Consider the following 21,995-nt stretch of genomic DNA (forward strand, 5'->3'; position numbering starts at 1 on the left):
ATCCCCCTCTTGTGTTCTTATTCATTTTCCTCTTTATGAGCTTCTACAACTTCACAACATTTTTCTAAGAAAATTTTGATTTGTTCTAGCCATAAATCCGTTGGCTGATTTGTTACGTTGAGTAATACTTGTAAAGTTGTACCTTTTTTAGTGACTTGAGCAGGTAATTTCACTGGCCCAAGCGCTTCAAAAATGGCAACTCCTTCTAATCGTTGAGCTACCGGTTGAGCAATAGATACAATGATTGAATATTGTTTTTTCTTAATCGAAGTAATCGATAATTGCTCTGCAAAATATTTTAGCATTCCAACTTCTAATAAATAGCTCACTTCATCAGGGAATTCTCCAAAGCGATCAATAAAATCATCTAATAATTCATGATACGTTTCCATACTATCAATAGAACGAATTCGTTTATACATTTCAATTTTTTGACGCTCATCTTGAATATAAGTAGATGGAATATAAGCATCTACTTGTAAATCAATTTCAACAGAATCTTCCATTGTTGGGACAGCTTTCCCTTGTTTTTTCAATACTGCTTCACTCAACATTTGAGAATATAAATCAAATCCAACAGAATCTATAAATCCATGCTGTTGTTTTCCTAATAAATTCCCTGCACCACGAATCGATAAATCTCGCATCGCAATTTTGAATCCAGAACCTAATTCTGTAAAGTCACGCATCGCTTGCAGACGTTTTTCTCCAACTTCTGTTAAAGTTTTATCTGGTTGATACATTAAATACGCATACGCAATACGATTCGTTCGTCCCACTCTTCCTCGCAATTGATATAACTGTGACAAACCCATATGATCTGCATTTTCAATGAATAAGGTGTTTACATTTGGAATATCTACCCCTGTTTCAATAATCGTCGTTGTCACTAAAACATCATATTCACCTTCAATAAATTGATATAAAATATTTTCTAACGTCGTTTCACTCATTTGTCCATGAATGACTCCAACTCTTGCTTCAGGAACTAATTGACGTAATTCATCTGCTTTCTTCTCAATGGTTTCCACACGATTGTATAAATAGAAGACTTGTCCTCCACGAGCTAATTCCCGTTCAATTCCATCTTGAATCGTCATAGCTTGTTGTTCCATTACAAAAGTTTGGACAGGATAACGGTTTGAAGGTGGTGTTTCAATAACGGATAAATCACGTACTCCTAACATCGACATATGCAATGTTCTAGGAATTGGCGTTGCTGTTAGTGTTAAAACATCGACTTGGGATTTCAATTGTTTCAAGCGTTCTTTATGTTTTACACCAAACCGTTGTTCTTCATCGACTACTAATAACCCTAAATCTAAGAAATTCACATCTTTTGATAAAACACGATGTGTTCCAATCACGACATCTACTTGACCTTTTTGTAATCCTTCAATTGTTTCTTGTTGTTCTTTCTTCGTTCTAAATCTACTTAACAATCCTATTTTGAACGGATAATCTGCAAATCTTTGAACAAAATTTTCATAATGTTGTTCTGCTAAAATCGTTGTTGGTACTAATACTGCTGCTTGTTTTCCATCCATTAAAGCTTTGAAAACTGCACGCATCGCTACTTCTGTTTTCCCATAACCAACGTCTCCAACAAGTAAACGATCCATTGGTTTATCTTTTTGCATATCTGCTTTGATTTCCTGAATACTTCTTAATTGGTCTTGAGTTTCTGAATAAGGGAAAGCATCTTCGAATTCTTTTTGCTCTACGGTATCCTTGCTGAAGGCATATCCTTTTTCCGCATCACGTTTTGCATATAATTCAATTAATTCATCGGCAATATCTTCAATTTTAGTTTCAACTTTACGTTTCGTTTTTGCCCATTCGCTACTTCCTAATTTATTTAATTTAGGAACTTTTGCATCCGAAGAAACATATTTTTGAACTAATTTAATTTGATGAACAGGTACAAATAAATGCCCTCCATCTTGATAATGAATCGACATATAATCTTGATGGACACCATTAATTTCTAATGTTTCCATCCCTTGATACACACCCACCCCATGATTGACATGGACAACATAGTCTCCAACTGCTAATTCTGTATAACTCTTCAATCTTTCCGCATTGGAAATTTTTTGAGTTCTTGGGGCACGTTTCGTTAATTTATTAAATAGTTCCTTTTCTGTAACGACTACAAATTTATCTTGTGGTAATTCAAATCCATGGCTAAAAGTTCCTACCATAATTTGAAGAATTCCTTCTTGTACTTCTTTTGTAATAATCGCTGGAATATCAAAATCATGGAAAGTTTGTTCTACTTTTGAAGCTCTCGTTAACTGATCCACCACTACGATAACCGTAGATTTTTGTTTCGCCCAACGATCTGCTTCTACTTTTACCATGGGCATTTGTGAGAAGAATTGTGTCACTGAACGTTCTTGAATATTATGAATGGCTTCAAACGTTAATCGGCCCAATCCTTTTTGAAATAATGAGAAATAGGTTCTTGGTAGCGTAGAATCTTTTAACACTTTCTTTCCTTCAAAAATCATATCAATCGAACTAGCAATCATTCCTAATTCTAATTGATGAATTTGCCATAATCCTGCTTCTTCATGGAGTGAACGTTGTTTTTCTTGAATTCGAGCATAATCATCTACTAATAAATATCCTTTTTTAGACACATAATCTAAAATAGATGTTTTCTCTTTATAAAATAGTTCGAGCCAATAAGAAATTTTAGGAGGAATCTCTCCTTCTTCTAATTGTGTCATCAGGTGATTCATTTGATTGGTTAATAATTGAGTACGTTCATCTGATTCACTACTCTTTATATCTTTTTCATAAGCTTTTTGAATCTTAGCTTTTGCCTCAAATACCACTTCATATTCAAATGGAATATCTGTTGCCGGTAAAAGAATGATATTTTCCACCATTTCGAGTGAGCGTTGCGTTTCTGCATCGAAATACCGTAACGAATCTAATTCATCATCAAAAAAATCTAACCGAATCGGATGTTCTTGATCCAACGGATAAATATCAACAATTCCTCCACGAACCGAAAAATCTCCTGGAGTAGCTACCATTGCTTCTCTACGATAACCCATCCGTCCTAATTGAGTAACTAATTCTTCTACTTCTAGCCTTGTTTCTCCAACAATTAATTCAATGGTACTTTTCTTCCAAACTTCTAAAGGTACTAATGGCTTTTGAAGTCCTGATAATGGAACGACTACGATTCCTTTTTCTCCAGTTGTTAAAAACTGCAAAGTTCGAATGCGATTACTAATCACTTCAGGAGAATGAATCGAATATTCTGCCGCTAACGATTCCTCTACTGTAAATAAATGTACTTCATCCTCATACCACTGTACTAATTCTTCATATAATTGAGTCGCTTGTAACATTGTTGGAGTTACAATAACTAAAGGCCCTTTCCAATTTTCATATGCATTTGCTACAGCTAAATGTTTCGCCGCTCCAGTTAACCCTAACACTAACTGATTTTGCATCATAGGAAGGTTTTCTATCCATTCTTTAAAACTATGGATCTGTTTTTTACTAATTCCTAACGGTAACATATCTATTCCTTTCTCTTTATATACGCACTAAAAAGGTTGAAACTTTCGCTCCAGCCTTTTTTAAAATTTATTTAATTATAACGATTCATGGTTTGAATAAAATTATCGCCTTTTATCCAATCTCTTAACGCTTCTACGCTTTTAGCCACAGAAGATAAAATTTCTTCTTGTTCTTCCTTTTCAAAATTAGCCAATACATGATTAACCACACTTCTACCTGGAGCAGGTCGGCCTACACCAATTTTAATACGATTAAATTGGTCACTTCCTAAACAGCTAATGATACTCTTAATCCCATTATGTCCTCCGGCACTACCTTTTTGACGCAAACGAATTTTCCCAACTGGGAGATCCATATCATCATACAGAACAACAATGTCTTCAATTCCAATTTTAAAATAATTCATTAATGGACGAACTGCTTGACCGGATAAATTCATATACGTCAACGGCTTCATTAAAATGACTTTTTCTCCATCGATATGTGTTTGAGTAAAAGTTGCATCAAATAATGCTTGATTAAATTCTAAATTTTCTTGATAAGCAAATTCATCAACCGTAATAAATCCAATATTATGACGAGTTCCTTTATATTTTGCTCCCGGATTTCCTAATCCAATAATTAATTTCATATGTCACACCCATTTCTCTTTTGAGTCCTTCCTAGTATATCACAAACTGTTCAAAAATCGAAAAATTAATAAACAGATAGACCTGTGATAAGTTCTTCACATATATTTTTTTATATTTTCTACTTCTTTGAAAATATGTAAATCATTGTTTGACTGCAAATGAAAGGGAACGAAAACGTAAACATTACCATTTGAAAAAAGTTCGTTTTTTCAAAACTTTAGATTAAGTATCACAAATTAAATCGTGCTATACTATGGATAGTTATTCCACGAAGGAATAAGGAGGTAATACAATGGAAAAAACAATTAAATCTAGTAACAAGGTAATTTTAATAGGGGACGGTGCTGTTGGTTCTAGTTATGCATACGCACTTGTACTTCAAGGAATTGCTGAAGAACTTGGTATTATTGATATTGCAAAAGAAAAAACTGAAGGAGATGCTTTAGACTTATCACACGCTCTAGCATTTAACTCTCCTAAGAAAATCTATGCAGCAAGTTATGAAGACTGCCATGATGCAGACGTTATTTGTATCACAGCAGGTGCTGCTCAAAAACCAGGAGAAACTCGTATTGACTTAGTACACAAAAACTTAAAAATCTTAAAAGGAATTATTGATCCTATTATGGCTAGTGGATTTGATGGAATTTTCCTAGTTGCATCAAACCCTGTAGACATTTTAACTTATGCTACTTGGAAATTCTCTGGATTACCAAAACATCGAGTAATCGGTTCAGGAACAGCCTTAGATAGCGCTCGTTTCCGTCAAGCAATTGCTGAACTAATCGACGTTGATGCTCGTAATGTCCACGGATATATTTTAGGAGAACACGGAGATACTGAATTCCCAGTATGGTCACATGCTAATGTCGGTGGATTACAAATTTATGAATGGGTTCGCCAAAATCCAAATACTGATGAAGAAAAATTAGTCGAAGTATTCTTCCAAGTAAGAGATGCTGCTTATGAAATCATTGCGAAAAAAGGTGCTACTTACTATGGTATTGGAGCTACTTTAGCAAGAATTACAAAAGCCATTTTAAATAATGAAAGAGCCATCTTCCCATTATCTGTTTATCTTGAAGGACATTATGGACAAGACGATGTGTATATCGGAGCACCAGCCGTTATTGGTCGTGATGGTATTCGTCAAATTATCGAAATCCCATTAGCTGATGCTGAACAAGAAAAAATGGACTTATCAGCATCTGCCTTAAAACAAGTCATTCACGATGCCTTTGAACGTTTAGAAAACGAATAATTATTAAAAATACTAAAAAGCACAAAAACATGGTAAGCGCCATCGATTTTGTGCTTTTATTTTTTGCGTAAAAATTCTTCATTCTCTATCATCCAATTTTTAAGTCCATAAATATGTGGCAATAAACTCTTCCCTAAAGGAGTTAATCCATAATACGTCTTTTGTCCTGTAGAGGATTCTCCTTTTTTATAAACGATATGAATTTCCATTAAATCATTTAACGTTTGCGATAACATCTTTCTTGAAATCATTCCAATTTCACGCTCTAATTGAGCAAAATACATTTCCTCTTCAGCTAACGTTAGTACAATAAATATACTCCATTTCCCAAGTAATGGTAAAGCTAACTCTCGTAAACATCTATCTTTTTCCATAGGCACCTCAAAGTAACTTCTTTTCTAAAAAACTCATTCTGATTATTATTATACCCATAACTAGATATGATTGCTATAAAGGAGTGTTTCGATGTTTTTTAAAACTTTTGAATTTGAATTTGAAACAAGAAGATTAATGTGGTATTGCCCCTATGGCGGAAGTGATTTTGCCGAAGTTCAATCTACTACAGAAAAAATTACAGAAAAAAATTATGAATCTTGGTATATCGAATGGTATAAACTCGGCAACAGATTAGTAACAAAAAAATTCAACAGTTCTATTTCTAAAGGAAAAGCTTATTTGAGAGCTAGTCGATATTTTCAAGCAGCTGAATTTTTCTTATCGCCTAAAGACAGCAGAAAACTAGATTGTTATCAACTATCCGTCAATTATTTTTGTAAAGGACTTGATTTATTATCGATTCCTTATGAACTAAAGGAAGTACCCTTTGAAGATTATTCATTAAGAACATTATTTTTTAAAACGAATCAAACACCTAAAGGAACATTATTCATTTGTGGCGGATTCGATGCCTTATTAGAAGAACTTTATTTTACGAATGTAAAAGCATCTTTAGAGGAAGGTTATCATGTCATTTTATTTGAAGGACCCGGGCAATCTAGGGCTATACGAACTTATCAAAAAAGTTTTACTCCACGTTGGGATTTAGTTGTAGAAGCTATCCTTCAGTCTTATCAAGAAGAGATTGTCTTACCAAAAATCGGAATTGGACTATCATTAGGTGGATTATTAATTGCAAGGGCATCTGCATTAAACGAGCATTTATTCGATAAAGTTGTACTATATAATTATTTCCCAAATATGTTAGACTCCTTTAAAACGAATATCCCGAAAATACTTCATCCATATTTAAACAGTCAATTCCCACCTTTTTTAGAAAAAATGATTGAGGTATATATTTCTCATATCCCCTTTTTAAATTGGCAAATTAAACATGCAAAATGGGTTTTCGGATGTGATTCACTCAATCAACTCATCATTCGATGTCGAGATTTTTTAGAACTTCCTGTAAAAAATCCAGTTCTTATCTGCGTTGCAAAAAATGATAACTATTACCCTTTTGAATTAGCAACACAATATTTTGAACAATTAGACGTTTCCAACAAAAAAATGAAAATTTTTGACAAAAATCAGGACTACAGCGATCTTCATTGTCAAAATGGTGCTGCATTTGATACGAATGATGTAATTTTTGATTGGCTTTTGGAAGGTTGATGTATCAATTTTTGTATTTCTTAAAAAAACATTACAATGTATATGATTAATTTGACATAAAAAATATTTTTGGTATAATTTACGCAGAAGAAGTCGGAGAGTAATACCGACTCTAAAAAGAAAATACTCTAAAGTTGATGTAGTCGTAAGGGTCGCGACTCTAAAAAGAAAGACCCTTTTTTTGTATAATAGAGGGCTAGTTTATGTCAAAAATCAATAAAAATAGTCTATATTTTCATCTGCTAACTCAAGAATATTTTAAAACTTATCAAGAATTAGATGAATTTCAGCAAGATAATGCTCGTGGGCATGGTGTTATGATTCTCGATATTAATAATAAACTGATTGCAATTCCGCTTCGTTCTGGTATTTCAGATAATCTTAAAAATTCAAGTCATTTATTTCCTTATACAACCTATAGACGTCATGATGGAAAAATTTGTCTAAAAGCTTTAGATTTCAGTAAATTGACTATTATTAAAGAAAAAGATATTGATAGTTCAAAAATATATCACTTTAAAAATCCAAATGAAAAAAACTTTTATCTTAAAAATTCAAATCGTATTTTCTCAAGAGTTAAGAATTACGTAAATAAGTATATTAAAATTTGTTCAAGGATTGAAAATGGAGAGGCTGTCACTTTTAGAACTTTAACCCCCTATCGGTTTAGCACTCTACGTAACTTTCATAATGAATTAGGAATAGCAATTTCTAAAGAAGATTTTATTAACCAATTAAAAGAAAGTTTTTAACAAAAGAAAAAGAATTAATTACAAACGTGACAATTTTGGTATATCTCGTTTTAAATTCCTATATTATAATCAAAAGAATCCTATTAACATTTTAAATACACATTATATTTTGTCTTACTTCTCATTGAAAGGAAAAGGTTACATTATATGATTAAACTAATTGCCATCGATATGGATGGAACGCTGCTAAATTCTAAAAAACAATTACTAGAAGAAACAAAACAATATTTCAAAGAATTTCACAACAAAGATACAGAAACGTTATTAGTTCTATGTACAGGCAGACCAGAAACGGGAATTCGCCCTTACTTAAAAGACTTAGGCTATCTTGAAGAAAATCATTATATCATTAGCCAGAATGGCGCTAATATTTACGAAAGCCAAACAGGAAATCGCATCATGGATGCATTTGTAGATTCAGCTGCTATTCAAAAATGGATTCAACTTGGAAAAGACCACGACATTAGTGTGATGGGTGGTGGGATTGATTATTACTACTCCTTTGACCAAGAACCAACAGAATGGATGGAGTATGATGTAAAAATCATCAACGGAGAAATCAAACGTATTACAATAGAAGAATCTCTTACAACAGATTTTTATAAAATTTTACTACTTGGAGATGAAGAACAATTAAACGAATTCGAAACAGTAATTCCAGATGCTTGGAGAGAAGAATTCTATGTAGTTCGTAGCCAAAAATATTTAATTGAGGTACTAAAAAAAGGCGTCAATAAAGCATACGGACTAGAAAAATTAGTTCAAAAACTCAACATCAACCAAAGCGAAATTGCCGCTATTGGTGATGCTGCAAATGATATAGAAATGCTTCAATACGCAGGATTACCAATCGCAATGGGAAATGCTACAGAAGAAGTGAAAAGATTAAGTGACAAGATAACAGACACGAACGAAAATAATGGTGTCATTAAGGCGATTGAACAAGTAATTAGTGAGAAATTGTAGTATGAGTTTTTAACACAGAAAATCTTCTAATACTACAATTCTTAAAAATCTTTTCTCATTTTCTTTGCTAAAATAAAAAATCAGCTGAACGGCTCTATGAAGCTCTTCAGCTGATTTTTATTGATTAAGGATTTCTTCTATTTACTCTAGCTAACAATGGGCTTTTTAACGAAAGAAAAATTTTAATTAAACCCATTCTCCGTTAGCATTTACATAATATCCATCAACAGTAGTACTTACTGCTAAAGCACCTGAACCATAAGAATAGTACCATTTAGTGCTTACTTGATACCAACCAGTCTTCATTGAGCCTGAAGCCGTTAAATAATACCATGTTCCGCTTAGGCTTAACCAACCAGTTTGCATTACACCTGAACCATTTAAGTAGTACCATGTTCCACTTTGGTTTAACCAACCTGTTTGCATTGCGCCTGAGCCGTTTAGGTAGTACCATACGCCACCTTGATTTACCCAGCCTGTTTGCATTTTTCCATCACTTGCTAAGTAGTACCAAGCTCCGCCTACTTGTACCCAACCAGATTTTTGACGACCTTGTTGATCATAATAGAACCAATTTCCTTTATCTTGAACCCAGCCTTGTTTTTGAGCTGTTGTTGGTTCTTTTCGGTCTTCGGGTCTTAAATAAGCAATATCATGTACTGCTGGCACATCTTCAGATGTATCAGCTCCAGCAGCTGGTTTTGGTTCAACTGGAGCAGCTGGTTTAGTTGGTTCTGCTGGATTATTAGGCTCTTTAGAAACAACTGGTGCAACAGGTGTTGTCCCTTTAGGCTTATTCATGGCTTCTTTGATTTTATCAAGAGTATCATAACCTTTTAGATAGTTTTGACCTGCAACAAAGCGGGCATACGCAATATCACCAGGTTCAAATGCTCCATAAACATGTATTACCTTCAGTCCATACTGTGTTAATGGGACTAATGTTTTCCCAGTCTTAGGACTATACCAAGCCAAATCCCCTGATGGAGTAAAATAAGTTATCCCCCAATTATTTGATGCTACATCACCAATATGTTTGAAATCTTTAAAATCCTCAAATTTCTTATCACCATAATCATTAAGCCACCAAATTTTATCATTAATTACTGTTTTAGTAGGTGCTGCAGCTTGAACCGAATTCAACCCTAAAATAACTGTAAACAAAGCTAGTATTAATGCCATTAAAGTACTTCTTTTTTTCATTAAAAGCTCTCCTTTTTATTTAAATTCTATTATTATCCCCCATTAATCAACTATTAGAGGAAATCCTATGCATAAAATATATAACAAAAAAAAAAAAAAAATTATTTCTATCAATATAATAGGTAGAACTTTAAACTTTTACAGCATTTCTATGAATAAGATATATTCATATTTTGTATAAACCGACTTTTATCTTCCTATTTGCTTAACTACTCATTATTTATATAGTAGTCTCTACACTAAACAGGGCAACCTTTATTTTGATTGTTCTGTACAATAGAATGCGCTACAATGTATTTACAAAATATCTTTACAAGAGGTGGTTATTATGGCGATGAATTTCAGAGCAGATTCTACATTCTATCAACAAACAAAAGAAATACTAGCAGATGAAAAGATAACTCTATCTGATGTATTCAACGCAGCACCTCGTAAAATTGCAACTGGCAAAGTTGACTCTACAGAATTTGTATTTAGTGATTCTCAGGAAACACAATATCAAGTTACCTTTGAAGATTTGAAAAAGGAGATTTTACTTGGTCATCAAGACATTAATCAAGGTAATCTGACTTCTTTATCAGATGTGAGAAAGGAATTTGGGCTTGATTAATCACTAACTCTCCCATTGTCATTCCCAAGAACAGAAAAAAAGACTTCCCATTGTAGTATGAGACTCGCATTTGCGAGGCTGCTTGCGTCCTAATACTACAATTCTCAGAAGTCTTCTTTTCTTACGTCCCAATGTCATTCCTAAGAACAGAAAAAAGACTTCTCATCGTAGTATGGGCACTAGAAGCCAACTGGCTTCTAGCGCAGGAAAATTTGAGACCTAGGCTCAAATTTTAGCCATGAGACCGCAGGTCTGCTGGCGTCCTAATACTACAATTTCAAGAAGTCTTTTATCTTATTCGCCCTCAACCGTGAAAATCGAAGCAAACTCATCCGTTTCTTCTGGTTCACTTTCTTGCGACTTAGGCTCTAGGAAATAACATTCCTCAATAACCACCTCTGTCACATAAACATCCTGCTGATCACGATTCTTATAATGTCTCGAATGAATACGACCCTCAATTCCTAAACGATCGCCCTTCTTCACAAAACGTTGAATACGATCTGCCATTTTACCAAATGCAATCACCTGAATAAAATCTGTTTGCTTATCCCCATCATTCTGTCTATAAATACTCTGTACCGCCAAAGTATTTCGACAAATAGAATTCCCCTTCTCAGATTGATGAACAGCGACGTCTTTAATCAGACGACCAATTAATGAAACATGATTCATTTTTCCGTACCTCCATTGATTATTAAAGAACAAATTGTCCTTCACTCTATAAGTACGAAAAAAATCTCAAAAAATATTTTTTTACGAAATATTTTTTCTTAAGTTTTCAGCAAATTCAGATATTTTTCTCAAGCGGTGATTTACTCCCGATTTTGAAATCGAACCAGATGGAATAATCTCCCCTAATTCCTTCAAACTAATATCCGGATTTTCTTTTCTCACTTGTGCCAATTCAAATAATTTAGCCGGCATTGCTTCAAGCCCAACGGTCTCTTCAATTAATAAAATATCTTCCATTTGACGAGAAGCAGCAGTAACTACTTTATTAATATTTGCATTTTCACAGTTCACTAAACGATTCACCGAGTTTCTCATATCTCGTACAATACGAATATCTTCAAATTTCATCATCGCATTCGCTGCACCAATGAGCGCTAGAAAATCGGCAATTTTTTCTGCTTCTTTTAAATAAGTAATAAATCCATTTCTTCTCTCAATCATCCTCGCATTGAGACCAAAAGCATTCATCATGTCACAAATATCTTCATTATGTTCTTCATAGTTTGAATAAATTTCTAAATGATAGCGACTTGTTTCAGGATTATTAACGGATCCACCTGCGAGGAATGCCCCTCTTAAATAAGAACGCATCTTTTCTTCATTATCACGAATTTCAAGTGGAATATGTGTAATTAATTCCAACTCTTCCATAATCCCTAAGTCACTTAAAATTTCTTTAGTTCCCTGTTTTAGACGTACAATATACACATTATTTTTCTTCAATTTCATTTTTCGGCGAACTAATAATTCACTTTCAATTTGATAATGTTGTTTTAATAATACGAAAATACGTCTTGCAATTGCTGCGTTTTCTGTTTGGATATTTAATACAAACTGACGATTAAATAAACTCAAAGAGCCATTCATACGAATCAGCGCCGCTAATTCCGCTTTTGCATGTTCGATATGAACTTCTAATTGCGTTAATTCTTTTTTCGTTTCAGATGCAAATGACATAATACCCTCCTCTCTCTATACAATAGTAGTGGGAAAGAACCAATGCTCTTCCCCACTTCTTTTCATTAATCATGTTTAACACTTCGTAATAAAGTAAATAATTCATCAATGACTTTTTGTCCGTCATGATAGACACCATTTTCTCTTAATTTAAGAAAATCTGTCGAAATCACTCGACATCCTTGGTCACGTAATCCTTGGAAATCATATTTTACTTGATATAAATATTCTTCATGTTTTTGTTGATTTAAATATTCATCTGGAACAGACTCTGTATTGACTAATACCGTATCAATAAAACGTTCTTCTAAATGCTCATGCAAGACACGAACATGATCACTATCTGTAAAATGTTCTGTTTCCCCAAGTTGCGTCATAATATTACAAATATATACCACTTCTGCCTGTGTTTCGCAAACTGCTCGTCCAATATCTTCAATCATTAAGTTTGGCAAAATGCTAGTATATAAACTTCCTGGTCCAATTACTACCATATCGGCTTCCATAATGGCTTCTACAACATCTCGAGAAGCAATTGGTTTACGATTTTCATCGTAAGTATGAACACTGACATGTTTAATTTTTTTACGATGCTTGGCTAATTGGGACTCTCCATCTACAACCGTTCCATCTTCAAATTCTGCTCTTAGCAATAATGGTTCTTCTGCTGCAGGATAAACATGACCTTCAATACTCATCATTCTAGATAGCAAACGAATCGCATCAAAAATATTATTTCCATGCATTTCTGTTAAAGCAGCAATAATTAAATTGCCAATCGCATGCCCTGCAAAAAATTGATCATCCGACTTAAAACGATATTGGAAAATATCTTTTTGCAAGGAACTCATTGGAGATAACGCACATAAGCAGTTTCGAATATCTCCTGGAGGCACAACGTTAATATAGTCACGAATAACGCCTGAACTTCCTCCATCATCAGCAACCGTTACAATGGCAGTTACTTCAGCATCTTGTTTTCTTAAATTTCTTAATAATACAGGTAATCCTGTTCCACCACCAATAACGGTAATTTTAGGACCTTTCTTTCGCTTCTTTTCTTGAGGTTCTACTTCAAAAATCACGAACGACCATTCCCTTCTTTACGTTTATCTTTATCGCGGTGAGAAATCGTTACATGATAAGAGTCAGACATTAATTCTCTTCCTGTACGTTCTGTTAATGCAACGGAACGGTGTTGTCCACCCGTACATCCAATCGCAATCGTTACACTAGATTTTCCTTCTTTTTTATAACCAGGAATCACAAAGTCTAATAATTCCATAAATTTATGATAGAAAGTTTTTGTCTCTGGTTGACTCATGACATAATCATAAACGGCAGAATCTTGTCCTGTTAACGGACGTAATTCATCAATATAATGCGGATTTGGCAAGAAACGAACATCCATTACGATATCCGCATCAATTGGAATCCCATATTTAAATCCAAATGATACTACTTGAATTGTAAAAATATCAGTATCTCCATTTGAGAAAGTATGCATAATTTCCTCACGTAATTTTCTTGGAGAAAGAGTTGTTGTGTCAATGACTTTTTGAGCACGAACTTTTATATCTTGTAATAATCGACGTTCTGCAATAATTCCATCATATACACGCCCGTCACCTGCTAATGGGTGAGTACGACGAGTTTCTTTATAACGAGAAACTAATGCATCATCACTTGCTTCTAAAAATAAAATTTTCGTAGTAATAAACGAAGTATTATCTAAACCACTAATCGATGTCATAATTTCATCGAAAAATGCTCTAGAACGTAAGTCGATGACTAATGCAATTTTTGTAATTTTTCCAGATTCTTTTACTAATTCCCAAAATTTTGGTAATAAACTTGGTGGCATATTATCAACGCAAAAATAGCCCATATCCTCAAAGCTTTGCATTGCGACCGTTTTACCAGCACCACTCATTCCTGTAATGACCACTAATTCTAATTGATCTACCATGTGTCATTCACCTCTCCTATTTCACTTTCTCTATCATAACATATCCGGGCGTTCCATGGGAAATTTTAAGCGATTTTCTCTCCTTTTAAGCCCTTGTATCTAACTTATCCTGCTGTAATAAAATTTTTAAAGTTGTTCCTTCTCCAACAACTGATTCTACTGATAATTCTAATCCTAAATTTTTCGCTATTTCATTTGATAAATATAGACCTAATCCTGAAGAATGGTAATTCATTCTCCCGTTAAATCCACTAAATCCTCGTTCAAAAATTCGTTGCTGGTCAGATTCTGCAATTCCGATTCCTGTATCTTGAATGCATAAATAAGACCCGTCCAAATAAATTGAAATTTGTCCCTCTTTATCCGTATACTTAATGGAGTTTAATAAAATTTGTTCCAAAATAACACTAAACCATTTTGCATCTGTCACAATAACTTGATCAATAGATTCATAGGATAAACGAAGATTCTTATAAATAAAGAACGTTGCAAATTTTTTCAAAATTTGACGAATCATGCTGTCCAAAGAATGTTCTCTCAACACTAAATCTTGATGAAAGGTTTCCATTCTAACGTAATGCAAAACAAAGTCTGTATAAGTTGTAATTTTTATTAACTCTTGTTCTAATGGACTCTTTTCAGGAAGAGTTGGTAAAGCCTGAATTAATAATTGACTCGAAGCAATACTTGTCTTAATTTGATGAATCCACATGGTATAGTAATCTAACTGCTCTTTATAAGCTTCTCTTTGGTTAAATTCAGCTTGCGCTAATTGAGTGGCGTAATCCTCTAAAGTCTCTAATAAAAACTGTTCAGATGTTGTCCACGCTTTTTCACTTTGAAGTAATTCTTTCCAATTAGGATTTTCCTTTATTTTTTTATACTGAAGGAAATCATTTATACACCAAGCAGCTAAAAATATGCCTGAAAAAATGAGAACAAGTACTATTAAATATAGCATCCATTCTAAAGCATTAAAAGCATAACCAAAGATTAGCCATAAACATAAAATAAAAGCGATATAAACTAAAAATTTTTTATGACTGAATAGCCACTGTTGAATAAATTGTCTCTTTTCTTTACTCATTGGTATCCACCAACCCATATCCAATTCCTTTTTTAGTGGTAATAAAATTCACTAACCCGCATTCTTCTAATTTTTTACGAAGACGAGCAACATTTACGGTTAACGTATTATCATCAATAAAGAAATCACTATTCCATAATTCTTTCATCAATTCATCTCGACTTACAAAGCTTCCGACTCTTTCAAATAAAACACGTAAAATTTGAAATTCATTTTTCGTCAAATCAATTGCTTGTTGTTTATAAGTAAATTGAGTCGTCTTCAAATGTAACGTCGCACCCTTATATTCAATCCAATCTTGAGTTCCAACAAATTCATATGCACGACGAAAAAGTCCTTGGATTTTAGCTACTAATATCGGCATTTCAAAAGGTTTCGTAATATAGTCATCTGCCCCCATATTAATCGACATAACAATATCCATCGGTTGTTGGTGAGAAGATAAAAATAAAATTGGCACATTCGAAATTTTACGAATTTCCTGACACCAATAATAACCATTAAAAAAAGGAAGAGTAATATCTAATATCACTAACTGTGGATTCACTTTTACAAAATCATCCATTACATGATTAAAATCTGTTACACATTCAACTTGATAATTCCATTTGCTTAATTCCTGAGCTACAGCGTCACGAATAATGGGTTCATCTTCTACAATCATCACCGTATGCATCCATTCCACCTCTATTTCGAATCATTCCTATACAACTTGATTGTATCACGGAATAAATAAGAAAAAAACACCTTCCTTTAGTAGCTTAGCTATAAAGAAAAATGTTTTCTCCTGATTGTTAAAAATTTATTTGATAATCGTCTTGAAGTTTTGGTTTGTTGTTGCTTCTAATACAGGATGTTTTTTCAAATAATCGGCAATTAACTCCGTCATATCAATTTGTACTTCTCGTACAATTTTTTCTGGTTTAAACATGGCATAGTTTCCGCCACCTACTGCACGATATTGGTTTGTTACAACTTCTAATTCATCCGTTTCTTGAACAGGAGCTCCATGATAGTCTAGTCTTGTCACTCGTTCTCCAAATGGTTTTGTAAAATCAAGTGTATATTCAATTCCTTCATACATATCATAATTGTAATATTGTGGTTTTGGTTCAATATATTTTGGATTAAATTGAACTTCTCCGTCTTTTACAATAAAGTAAGTCGCTACTCTTTCTAACGCTAAACGTAAATCTTCTCCGGAAATTTTTAGCACTGCTAACGTATTTGGATAAATGTAGTTTGTAATCACATCACGCATTGCAATTTTAGAACCAAAGCCTCGTCCTTCATTATTGAACAAAGCAGTTCCTGAAATATCTGCACCCGTTGCTTCCATTTGAACTTTATTAATAAATTCAATATACGGATGTTCTACTAATCTTGCTTGTTGAGGATCTGTAATCGTCATATCTCCCACAACAGTTCCTACTGGTGTGTCTAACCAATTTTCTACATCTGCTTGTAATTCTTCAAACATTTCTAACACTTTAGGATCTGCTTTAACTCCTGCTGTTTCATGTAATTTAGCTTGACTATTAACGACAACATAACGGTCGCCTTCTTTTTCAACTTGTAAACTAATTTCACCGACATAAGCTCCACGATATCCTGGTTGAATAACAGGGACCCCGTTTACTTTTGTTGCAATAACACGGTGTTGGTGTCCTGTTACAAGAGCATCTATTCCAGGAACTTTAGTCGCAATCGCATACCCTTCATTTTCTCCTGTTAATAACTCAGTTGGTTCACCCGTTTCTAAATCTGACTCAAACCCTCCATGATAGGTAACTACTACGATATCTGCTTTTTCACGCATTTCAGGTACATATTTTTGTGCAGTTTCTAAAGCACTAATAAAGGTTAAATCTTTAACGGTTGCAGGTTGTTCCCATTTTGGAATATATGGGGTTGTTAATCCTAATACTGCAATTTTAACGCCTTCTTTTTCGATAATACGATACGGTTCTCCAAATACTTGTTCACCTGTTTTAGAAAGAATATTCGCACAAATAATCGGATGATTGTATGATTCAATGGCTTCACGTAAATAATCTAATCCATAGTTAAATTCATGATTTCCTAAAATTCCTAAATCATATTCTAAATAGTTTAAAACTTTAGTTAAGTCATGGGCAATATGATGACCTTGTTTACGAACATAATAACTTAATGGAGAACCTTGAATAAAGTCACCATTTTCAATTTGAATAACTGGACCTTTTGCTTCTTTTTTTATTTTTTTAATAATGGTTGCTGCTTTAGCTGTACTAAATCCTAAATCTAAATTTCTTTCAGCATAGTTTGTAGGTAATACATACCCATGCATATCACTTGTTTCAATAATCTTAATTTCCATTTTATCCCTCATTTCTTCGAATTCTCACAGTTCATTGTATCATACCCCTATCAAAATAAATAGATACAGAAATCATTAAAAGTTATACTGATTCATGAACGAAATCCTTTCTCTCTATTTTTATTTGTCATGTATGTTTTTACTATGATATTATGATGACATAATATACAAAAAGGAGTCTTTATATGAAAAAAATACTATTATCAAGTTTATTATTAATTTCTTTAGTTGGGACTTCCCTATCAAATCCTGTTTTAGCAAATGATAGACTTTACTCGACTAAAACTATTAACGGAACACAAGTAAATGTTTTAGCTTCTGAAACAACATCAGCTTCTTCAGGAAATTCTTTAATGGGAATCCAAGGAGAATTATTAACTCCAGATAAACAAGCTATTATTAATCGTATTAACGCAATTCGTAAAGAAGCAGCGGATGAAGGTCTTGTTACATATGTACCAATTAAATGGTCAACAGCACTAGAACAAACTGCTATTACACGTGCTGCAGAAGCTTCTATTTCAATGGGGCATGTACGCTTATCAAATAAAGATCTTCAAAGTGCATTTCCTAGTGGAATTTATACTTATTCTGAAAATTTAGCATGGAACTATGGCGGTTTTACGGCAGCTATTCAACAATGGTATTCTGAAAAAGAAGACTATTTAAAAAAACGTGAAGGACAATCTGTATCAGGACAAACTGGACATTATGAATCTCTAATTAACCCTGAATATACTCATATGGGACTTGCAGCATTTGATAATCCGGCACACAAAAACGGTTGGATTGCAGTTGCACAAAGTTTAGCTAGTTCTTCTGGAGATTCTGAATCATTAGTTGGTAATTACGGACCAGCCATTTTATATACAGAAATTTTATCTTCTCGTATTCAAGAAATTTCAGCTAAAGCAAATTTATTTGATGAAAGTTATAATGTTATCGGAAATCATGTAACAAAAACTAATTCTTTTAAAACTAGAGGTAGTCAATCCGTTAACTTTTCTACAAATAATCCTGCCGAATTTCTTAAATTTTTAAAAACTCAATTAACTCGTACAGCAGTCGTTGGAACTTGGAAACAATCAGGAAATAGTTGGTGGTATCAATACACTAATGGTAATTATGCAACGGGCTGGAAACAAATTGATGGTAATTGGTACTTCTTCGATAATGAAGGCTGGATGAAAACAGGTTGGGTATCAACAAATGGTTCTTGGTACTATATGAATAGCACCGGTATTATGAAAACGGGTTGGCTTCAAAGTGGAAACTCTTGGTACTTCCTAGATAACTCTGGTGAAATGAAAACTGGTTGGGTAGCTACTAGTGGCGCTTGGTATTATCTTGATAATTCAGGTGCAATGAAAACTGGTTGGTTCAAAGAAAACGGAAAATGGTACTATGCTTATGACTCAGGTGCTTTAGCTATGAATACAACAACTCCTGATGGCTATAAAGTTAATGCTAGCGGAGAATTAATATAATCATAAATAGTTAGGAGACGCCTTCGGTCGTCTCTTTTTTAGCATTAAACACAAGTATTTAATTTCAAATATAAATAGGCTTCAAAAACAATAAAATTTGTGAGTTTTCTATAATTCTTGTATAATATAATTTAAGAGAAAGTTAGAAAGGAAATAAAATTATGAAACGACAGAAACCTCACCCAAACTCAAAAAATATCATCACAAGTGCAGTAATTATCGCAGCAGGAGTAACATTATTAAATGCGTCTGCAACATATGCAACTACTCAAAATAATGTAAGCGCCAACTCCATGGGGACTAACCGAACTTTCACCTCTGAAGATGCATTGAAAGTTTCTAAGGGAGAACTTCATTCTGAAGATAACCTACTAGACAAGTCTTTATATGGAGAAAAACCTCTAGATCCTGAAGGCGATGATGACCATGATGGCATCAAAAATAAAGACGAACTTTATGTTTATAGCAAAAATGGAAAAGAATACTTAGGTTATTACAGCCATCCTCTACTAGAAGATAGCGATGGAGATGGCTTATTAGATAACGAAGATGACAACAAAACAAAATGGTATATGACAGATCGAGATGCCGTTCTTTTTATGGAACTCTCTTATCGTAATGATGATTATATTAAAAAAATTTTAGACCATAAAAATCTCTTCCCTTATCTATATCTAGAACGTCAAGAATATAAGATGATGCATAATGAATTAGCACCATTTTGGAAAATGAAAAAATCTTATCACACAGATAATGGAATGGATGCCGTTCTTTTTGAAACAAAAAGTGATTTTCCATATCTTAAAGATAGTTCTGTACAAATGTTAGCTATCCGAGGAACAAAACTTTATAATTCCACAGATGTAAACGACTTAACAAATGACCTTGTTCTATTTGGTGGAAATCAACCAACTCAAGTGAATGACATCCGCAAAGTCATTGAAGAATTAGCTAAAGATTCTAGTGTGACAAATCTCTATATTACTGGACATTCCCTAGGAGGATATTTAGCACAAATCGCAGCTGTCGAGGCTTATCAAAAATATCCTACATTTTATGAGAACGTTCTAAAAAAAGTCACAACTTTTAATGCACCAAAAATCATTACTTCTCGTACTGTTTGGAATGCTCATAATGGATTTTGGGATGTTGGATTAGAAAGTAGAAAGTTAGCATTAAATGGAAAAATCAAGCACTATGTTACTGACAACGATAATGTGATAACACCTATTCTTCAAAATGATAGTGATATTACTACTTCAACTGGAAATGCTGAACACAAACATCGTTCTCGTGGATACTTTGAGAGCCGAATGAACGAAATTCCTAACTTTAATATTGGTAAACGTTCAACTCTAGACCAGCAAGGATATCGTGATCCTAAATTAGACACGATACAATTTATTAAAAAAACAGTTACACCTGAAAACTCTTCAGTACCAAGTGTAGATCCACTAGAAAATATCGCCTTAGGCAAACGTGTATCTCAAAGTTCCACTGCTTATGATGGATTTGCAAGTAAAGCTGTAGATGGAAATACAGATGGAAATTTCGGAAATCAATCTGTTACCCATACAGATTTCCAATCGAAACCTTGGTGGCAAGTTGACTTAGATTCTGAAGAAACAATCCGTCAAATTAATATTTATAATCGCACTGATACAGCGTCTGAACGTCTATCTAACTTCCATGTTATTCTCTTAGATAGTTTTGGAAATGAAATTGACCGCAAACGTATTTCTTCTTTAACAGATACTTTTGCTCAAATTGCAATTGATTATAAAAAAGCTCGTTATGTAAGAATAGAATTAGAAGGAAACAACGCACTAAGTTTAGCCGAAGTTCAAGTACTTCGTGCTGAAAATATCGCATGGAAAAAACAAGCTACTCAAAGTTCAACAGCTTACGGAGGAAATGCAAACCGTGCATTAGATGGAAATACAAATAGTAGTTACTCTCAAAATTCCGTTACGCATACTAATTTTGAAAAACAAGCTTGGTGGCAAGTAGACTTAGGTCGAAGCGAACAAGTAGGATTAGTAAGATTATTCAATCGTGGAGATGGCGAATTAGCGAAGCGTTTATCGAATTTCGATGTAATTTTATACGATGAAAAAGGACAAGAAGTTTCAAAACAATTTGTCAAACAACTGACTTCTACCCAATTAGACGTACAATTTAATGGGAAAATTGGTCGTTACGTTCGAGTTCAATTACGACATGAACACCAAGCACTAAGCTTAGCTGAAGTAGAAGTATTTAGACATATTCCTGTAAAAGATGCGAATATTCAAATGATTTCTATTCAACAACCAATCAACTCTTCAGTCAACGAAGATAAAGTTTTAACGATTCAACATAAAGGTGCTTATGTAGCACGTTATACGATAAGTTGGGATGAAATCAATACGGATAAAGATGGGAATGAGACTGTTCGTTCTCAAAATTGGGAAGGTAATGGAAAAAATCGAACAAGTGGTTATGTTTTGAATCTATCTGTAAAAGCGAATATGAAAAATATCCGTGTTAAAATTGAAAAAGCAACAGGTTTAGTATGGAATTGGTGGAAACCAATTTACGATAATACTCTAGTATTAGATACACCACAACGTACCATTACACACTGGGGAACAACATTAAACTCAAAAATTTCGGATCAGTAATTTAATTTTAACACAAAAAAACACACTAAAAATTTAGTGTGTTTTTTTGATAAATAAAATGAGAAAAGACTTCCCATAGTAGTATGAGCAGTATCAGCCACATTGGCTGATACCGCAGGAAAACTCCAAGACGGTTTCACCGTCTTACTCATGACAGAAA

18 protein-coding genes are annotated in these 21,995 nt (G+C 33.5%); 7 read left to right on the top strand and 11 right to left on the bottom strand.

What is annotated here, in order from left to right; translation table 11 throughout:
- Positions 1 to 17 precede the first annotated feature (17 nt).
- Both mfd and pth read right to left on the bottom strand, forming a co-directional pair.
- A complete protein-coding gene (mfd, locus tag RWL86_RS04440; protein ID WP_314077362.1) occupies positions 18 to 3,542 on the bottom strand; it encodes a transcription-repair coupling factor in 3,525 nt (1,174 codons plus the stop codon).
- 71 nt (positions 3,543 to 3,613) lie between these two features.
- Positions 3,614 to 4,174 carry an aminoacyl-tRNA hydrolase gene (pth, locus tag RWL86_RS04445; RefSeq protein WP_314077363.1) on the bottom strand — a complete coding sequence of 187 codons (561 nt, stop codon included), beginning with the start codon at positions 4,172 to 4,174 and terminating at the stop codon, positions 3,614 to 3,616.
- A 293-nt stretch (positions 4,175 to 4,467) separates the two neighbouring features.
- Between pth and RWL86_RS04450 the strand changes: the two genes are divergently transcribed.
- Complete coding sequence (locus tag RWL86_RS04450) at positions 4,468 to 5,436, top strand: L-lactate dehydrogenase (RefSeq protein WP_314077364.1); 969 nt, start codon at positions 4,468 to 4,470, stop codon at positions 5,434 to 5,436.
- Between the two features lie 56 nt (positions 5,437 to 5,492).
- On the opposite strand, the gene RWL86_RS04455 is transcribed toward RWL86_RS04450, so the two are convergent.
- Positions 5,493 to 5,810 (bottom strand): helix-turn-helix domain-containing protein, encoded by a 318-nt coding sequence (locus RWL86_RS04455; RefSeq protein ID WP_314077365.1) that lies wholly within the window; start codon positions 5,808 to 5,810, stop codon positions 5,493 to 5,495.
- Between the two features lie 91 nt (positions 5,811 to 5,901).
- Between RWL86_RS04455 and RWL86_RS04460 the strand changes: the two genes are divergently transcribed.
- The 3 genes from RWL86_RS04460 (at position 5,902) to RWL86_RS04470 (ending at position 8,765) form a co-directional block, all read left to right on the top strand.
- Positions 5,902 to 7,047: a dipeptidyl aminopeptidase gene (locus tag RWL86_RS04460; RefSeq protein ID WP_314077366.1), complete on the top strand. Its 1,146-nt coding sequence runs from the start codon at positions 5,902 to 5,904 to the stop codon at positions 7,045 to 7,047.
- 203 nt (positions 7,048 to 7,250) lie between these two features.
- Positions 7,251 to 7,799 carry a hypothetical protein gene (locus RWL86_RS04465; protein WP_314077367.1) on the top strand — a complete coding sequence of 183 codons (549 nt, stop codon included), beginning with the start codon at positions 7,251 to 7,253 and terminating at the stop codon, positions 7,797 to 7,799.
- A gap of 147 nt (positions 7,800 to 7,946) precedes the next feature.
- The gene (locus RWL86_RS04470; RefSeq protein WP_314077368.1) at positions 7,947 to 8,765 is read left to right on the top strand and encodes a Cof-type HAD-IIB family hydrolase; all 819 of its coding nucleotides are present in this window, start codon (positions 7,947 to 7,949) and stop codon (positions 8,763 to 8,765) included.
- A gap of 186 nt (positions 8,766 to 8,951) precedes the next feature.
- On the opposite strand, the gene RWL86_RS08430 is transcribed toward RWL86_RS04470, so the two are convergent.
- Positions 8,952 to 9,968: a hypothetical protein gene (locus tag RWL86_RS08430; protein ID WP_399534439.1), complete on the bottom strand. Its 1,017-nt coding sequence runs from the start codon at positions 9,966 to 9,968 to the stop codon at positions 8,952 to 8,954.
- A 328-nt stretch (positions 9,969 to 10,296) separates the two neighbouring features.
- Between RWL86_RS08430 and RWL86_RS04480 the strand changes: the two genes are divergently transcribed.
- On the top strand, positions 10,297 to 10,578 hold the full coding sequence (locus tag RWL86_RS04480) for an antitoxin (RefSeq protein ID WP_314077369.1): 282 nt from the start codon (positions 10,297 to 10,299) through the stop codon (positions 10,576 to 10,578).
- A 294-nt stretch (positions 10,579 to 10,872) separates the two neighbouring features.
- Here the strand turns inward: RWL86_RS04480 and RWL86_RS04485 are convergent, their stop codons facing one another.
- From RWL86_RS04485 to RWL86_RS04515, 7 genes are all read right to left on the bottom strand, one after another.
- Entirely contained in the window at positions 10,873 to 11,253 is a 381-nt protein-coding gene (locus tag RWL86_RS04485) for a single-stranded DNA-binding protein (RefSeq protein WP_314077370.1), read from the bottom strand.
- A gap of 81 nt (positions 11,254 to 11,334) precedes the next feature.
- Positions 11,335 to 12,270, bottom strand: a complete 936-nt coding sequence (gene whiA / locus RWL86_RS04490; protein WP_314077371.1) for a DNA-binding protein WhiA — start codon at positions 12,268 to 12,270, stop codon at positions 11,335 to 11,337.
- Between the two features lie 65 nt (positions 12,271 to 12,335).
- Complete coding sequence (locus RWL86_RS04495) at positions 12,336 to 13,355, bottom strand: YvcK family protein (protein ID WP_314077372.1); 1,020 nt, start codon at positions 13,353 to 13,355, stop codon at positions 12,336 to 12,338.
- The gene (gene rapZ, locus RWL86_RS04500) at positions 13,352 to 14,239 is read right to left on the bottom strand and encodes an RNase adapter RapZ (RefSeq protein ID WP_314077373.1); all 888 of its coding nucleotides are present in this window, start codon (positions 14,237 to 14,239) and stop codon (positions 13,352 to 13,354) included. Before rapZ ends, RWL86_RS04495 begins: the two co-directional genes overlap by 4 nt.
- 85 nt (positions 14,240 to 14,324) lie before the next feature.
- Complete coding sequence (locus tag RWL86_RS04505) at positions 14,325 to 15,344, bottom strand: sensor histidine kinase (RefSeq protein ID WP_314077374.1); 1,020 nt, start codon at positions 15,342 to 15,344, stop codon at positions 14,325 to 14,327.
- A complete protein-coding gene (locus RWL86_RS04510) occupies positions 15,319 to 16,002 on the bottom strand; it encodes a response regulator transcription factor (RefSeq protein WP_314077375.1) in 684 nt (227 codons plus the stop codon). Before RWL86_RS04510 ends, RWL86_RS04505 begins: the two co-directional genes overlap by 26 nt.
- Before the next feature lie 126 nt (positions 16,003 to 16,128).
- Complete coding sequence (locus tag RWL86_RS04515) at positions 16,129 to 17,685, bottom strand: 5'-nucleotidase C-terminal domain-containing protein (RefSeq protein WP_314077376.1); 1,557 nt, start codon at positions 17,683 to 17,685, stop codon at positions 16,129 to 16,131.
- A 185-nt stretch (positions 17,686 to 17,870) separates the two neighbouring features.
- Between RWL86_RS04515 and RWL86_RS04520 the strand changes: the two genes are divergently transcribed.
- On the top strand, positions 17,871 to 19,172 hold the full coding sequence (locus RWL86_RS04520; RefSeq protein ID WP_314077377.1) for a CAP domain-containing protein: 1,302 nt from the start codon (positions 17,871 to 17,873) through the stop codon (positions 19,170 to 19,172).
- Between the two features lie 161 nt (positions 19,173 to 19,333).
- Positions 19,334 to 21,835: a thiol-activated cytolysin C-terminal domain-containing protein gene (locus RWL86_RS04525; protein WP_314077378.1), complete on the top strand. Its 2,502-nt coding sequence runs from the start codon at positions 19,334 to 19,336 to the stop codon at positions 21,833 to 21,835.
- Positions 21,836 to 21,995: the final 160 nt, after the last annotated feature.

This window comes from uncultured Granulicatella sp. (assembly GCF_963515095.1).
Classification (GTDB): Bacteria; Bacillota; Bacilli; order Lactobacillales; family Aerococcaceae; genus Granulicatella.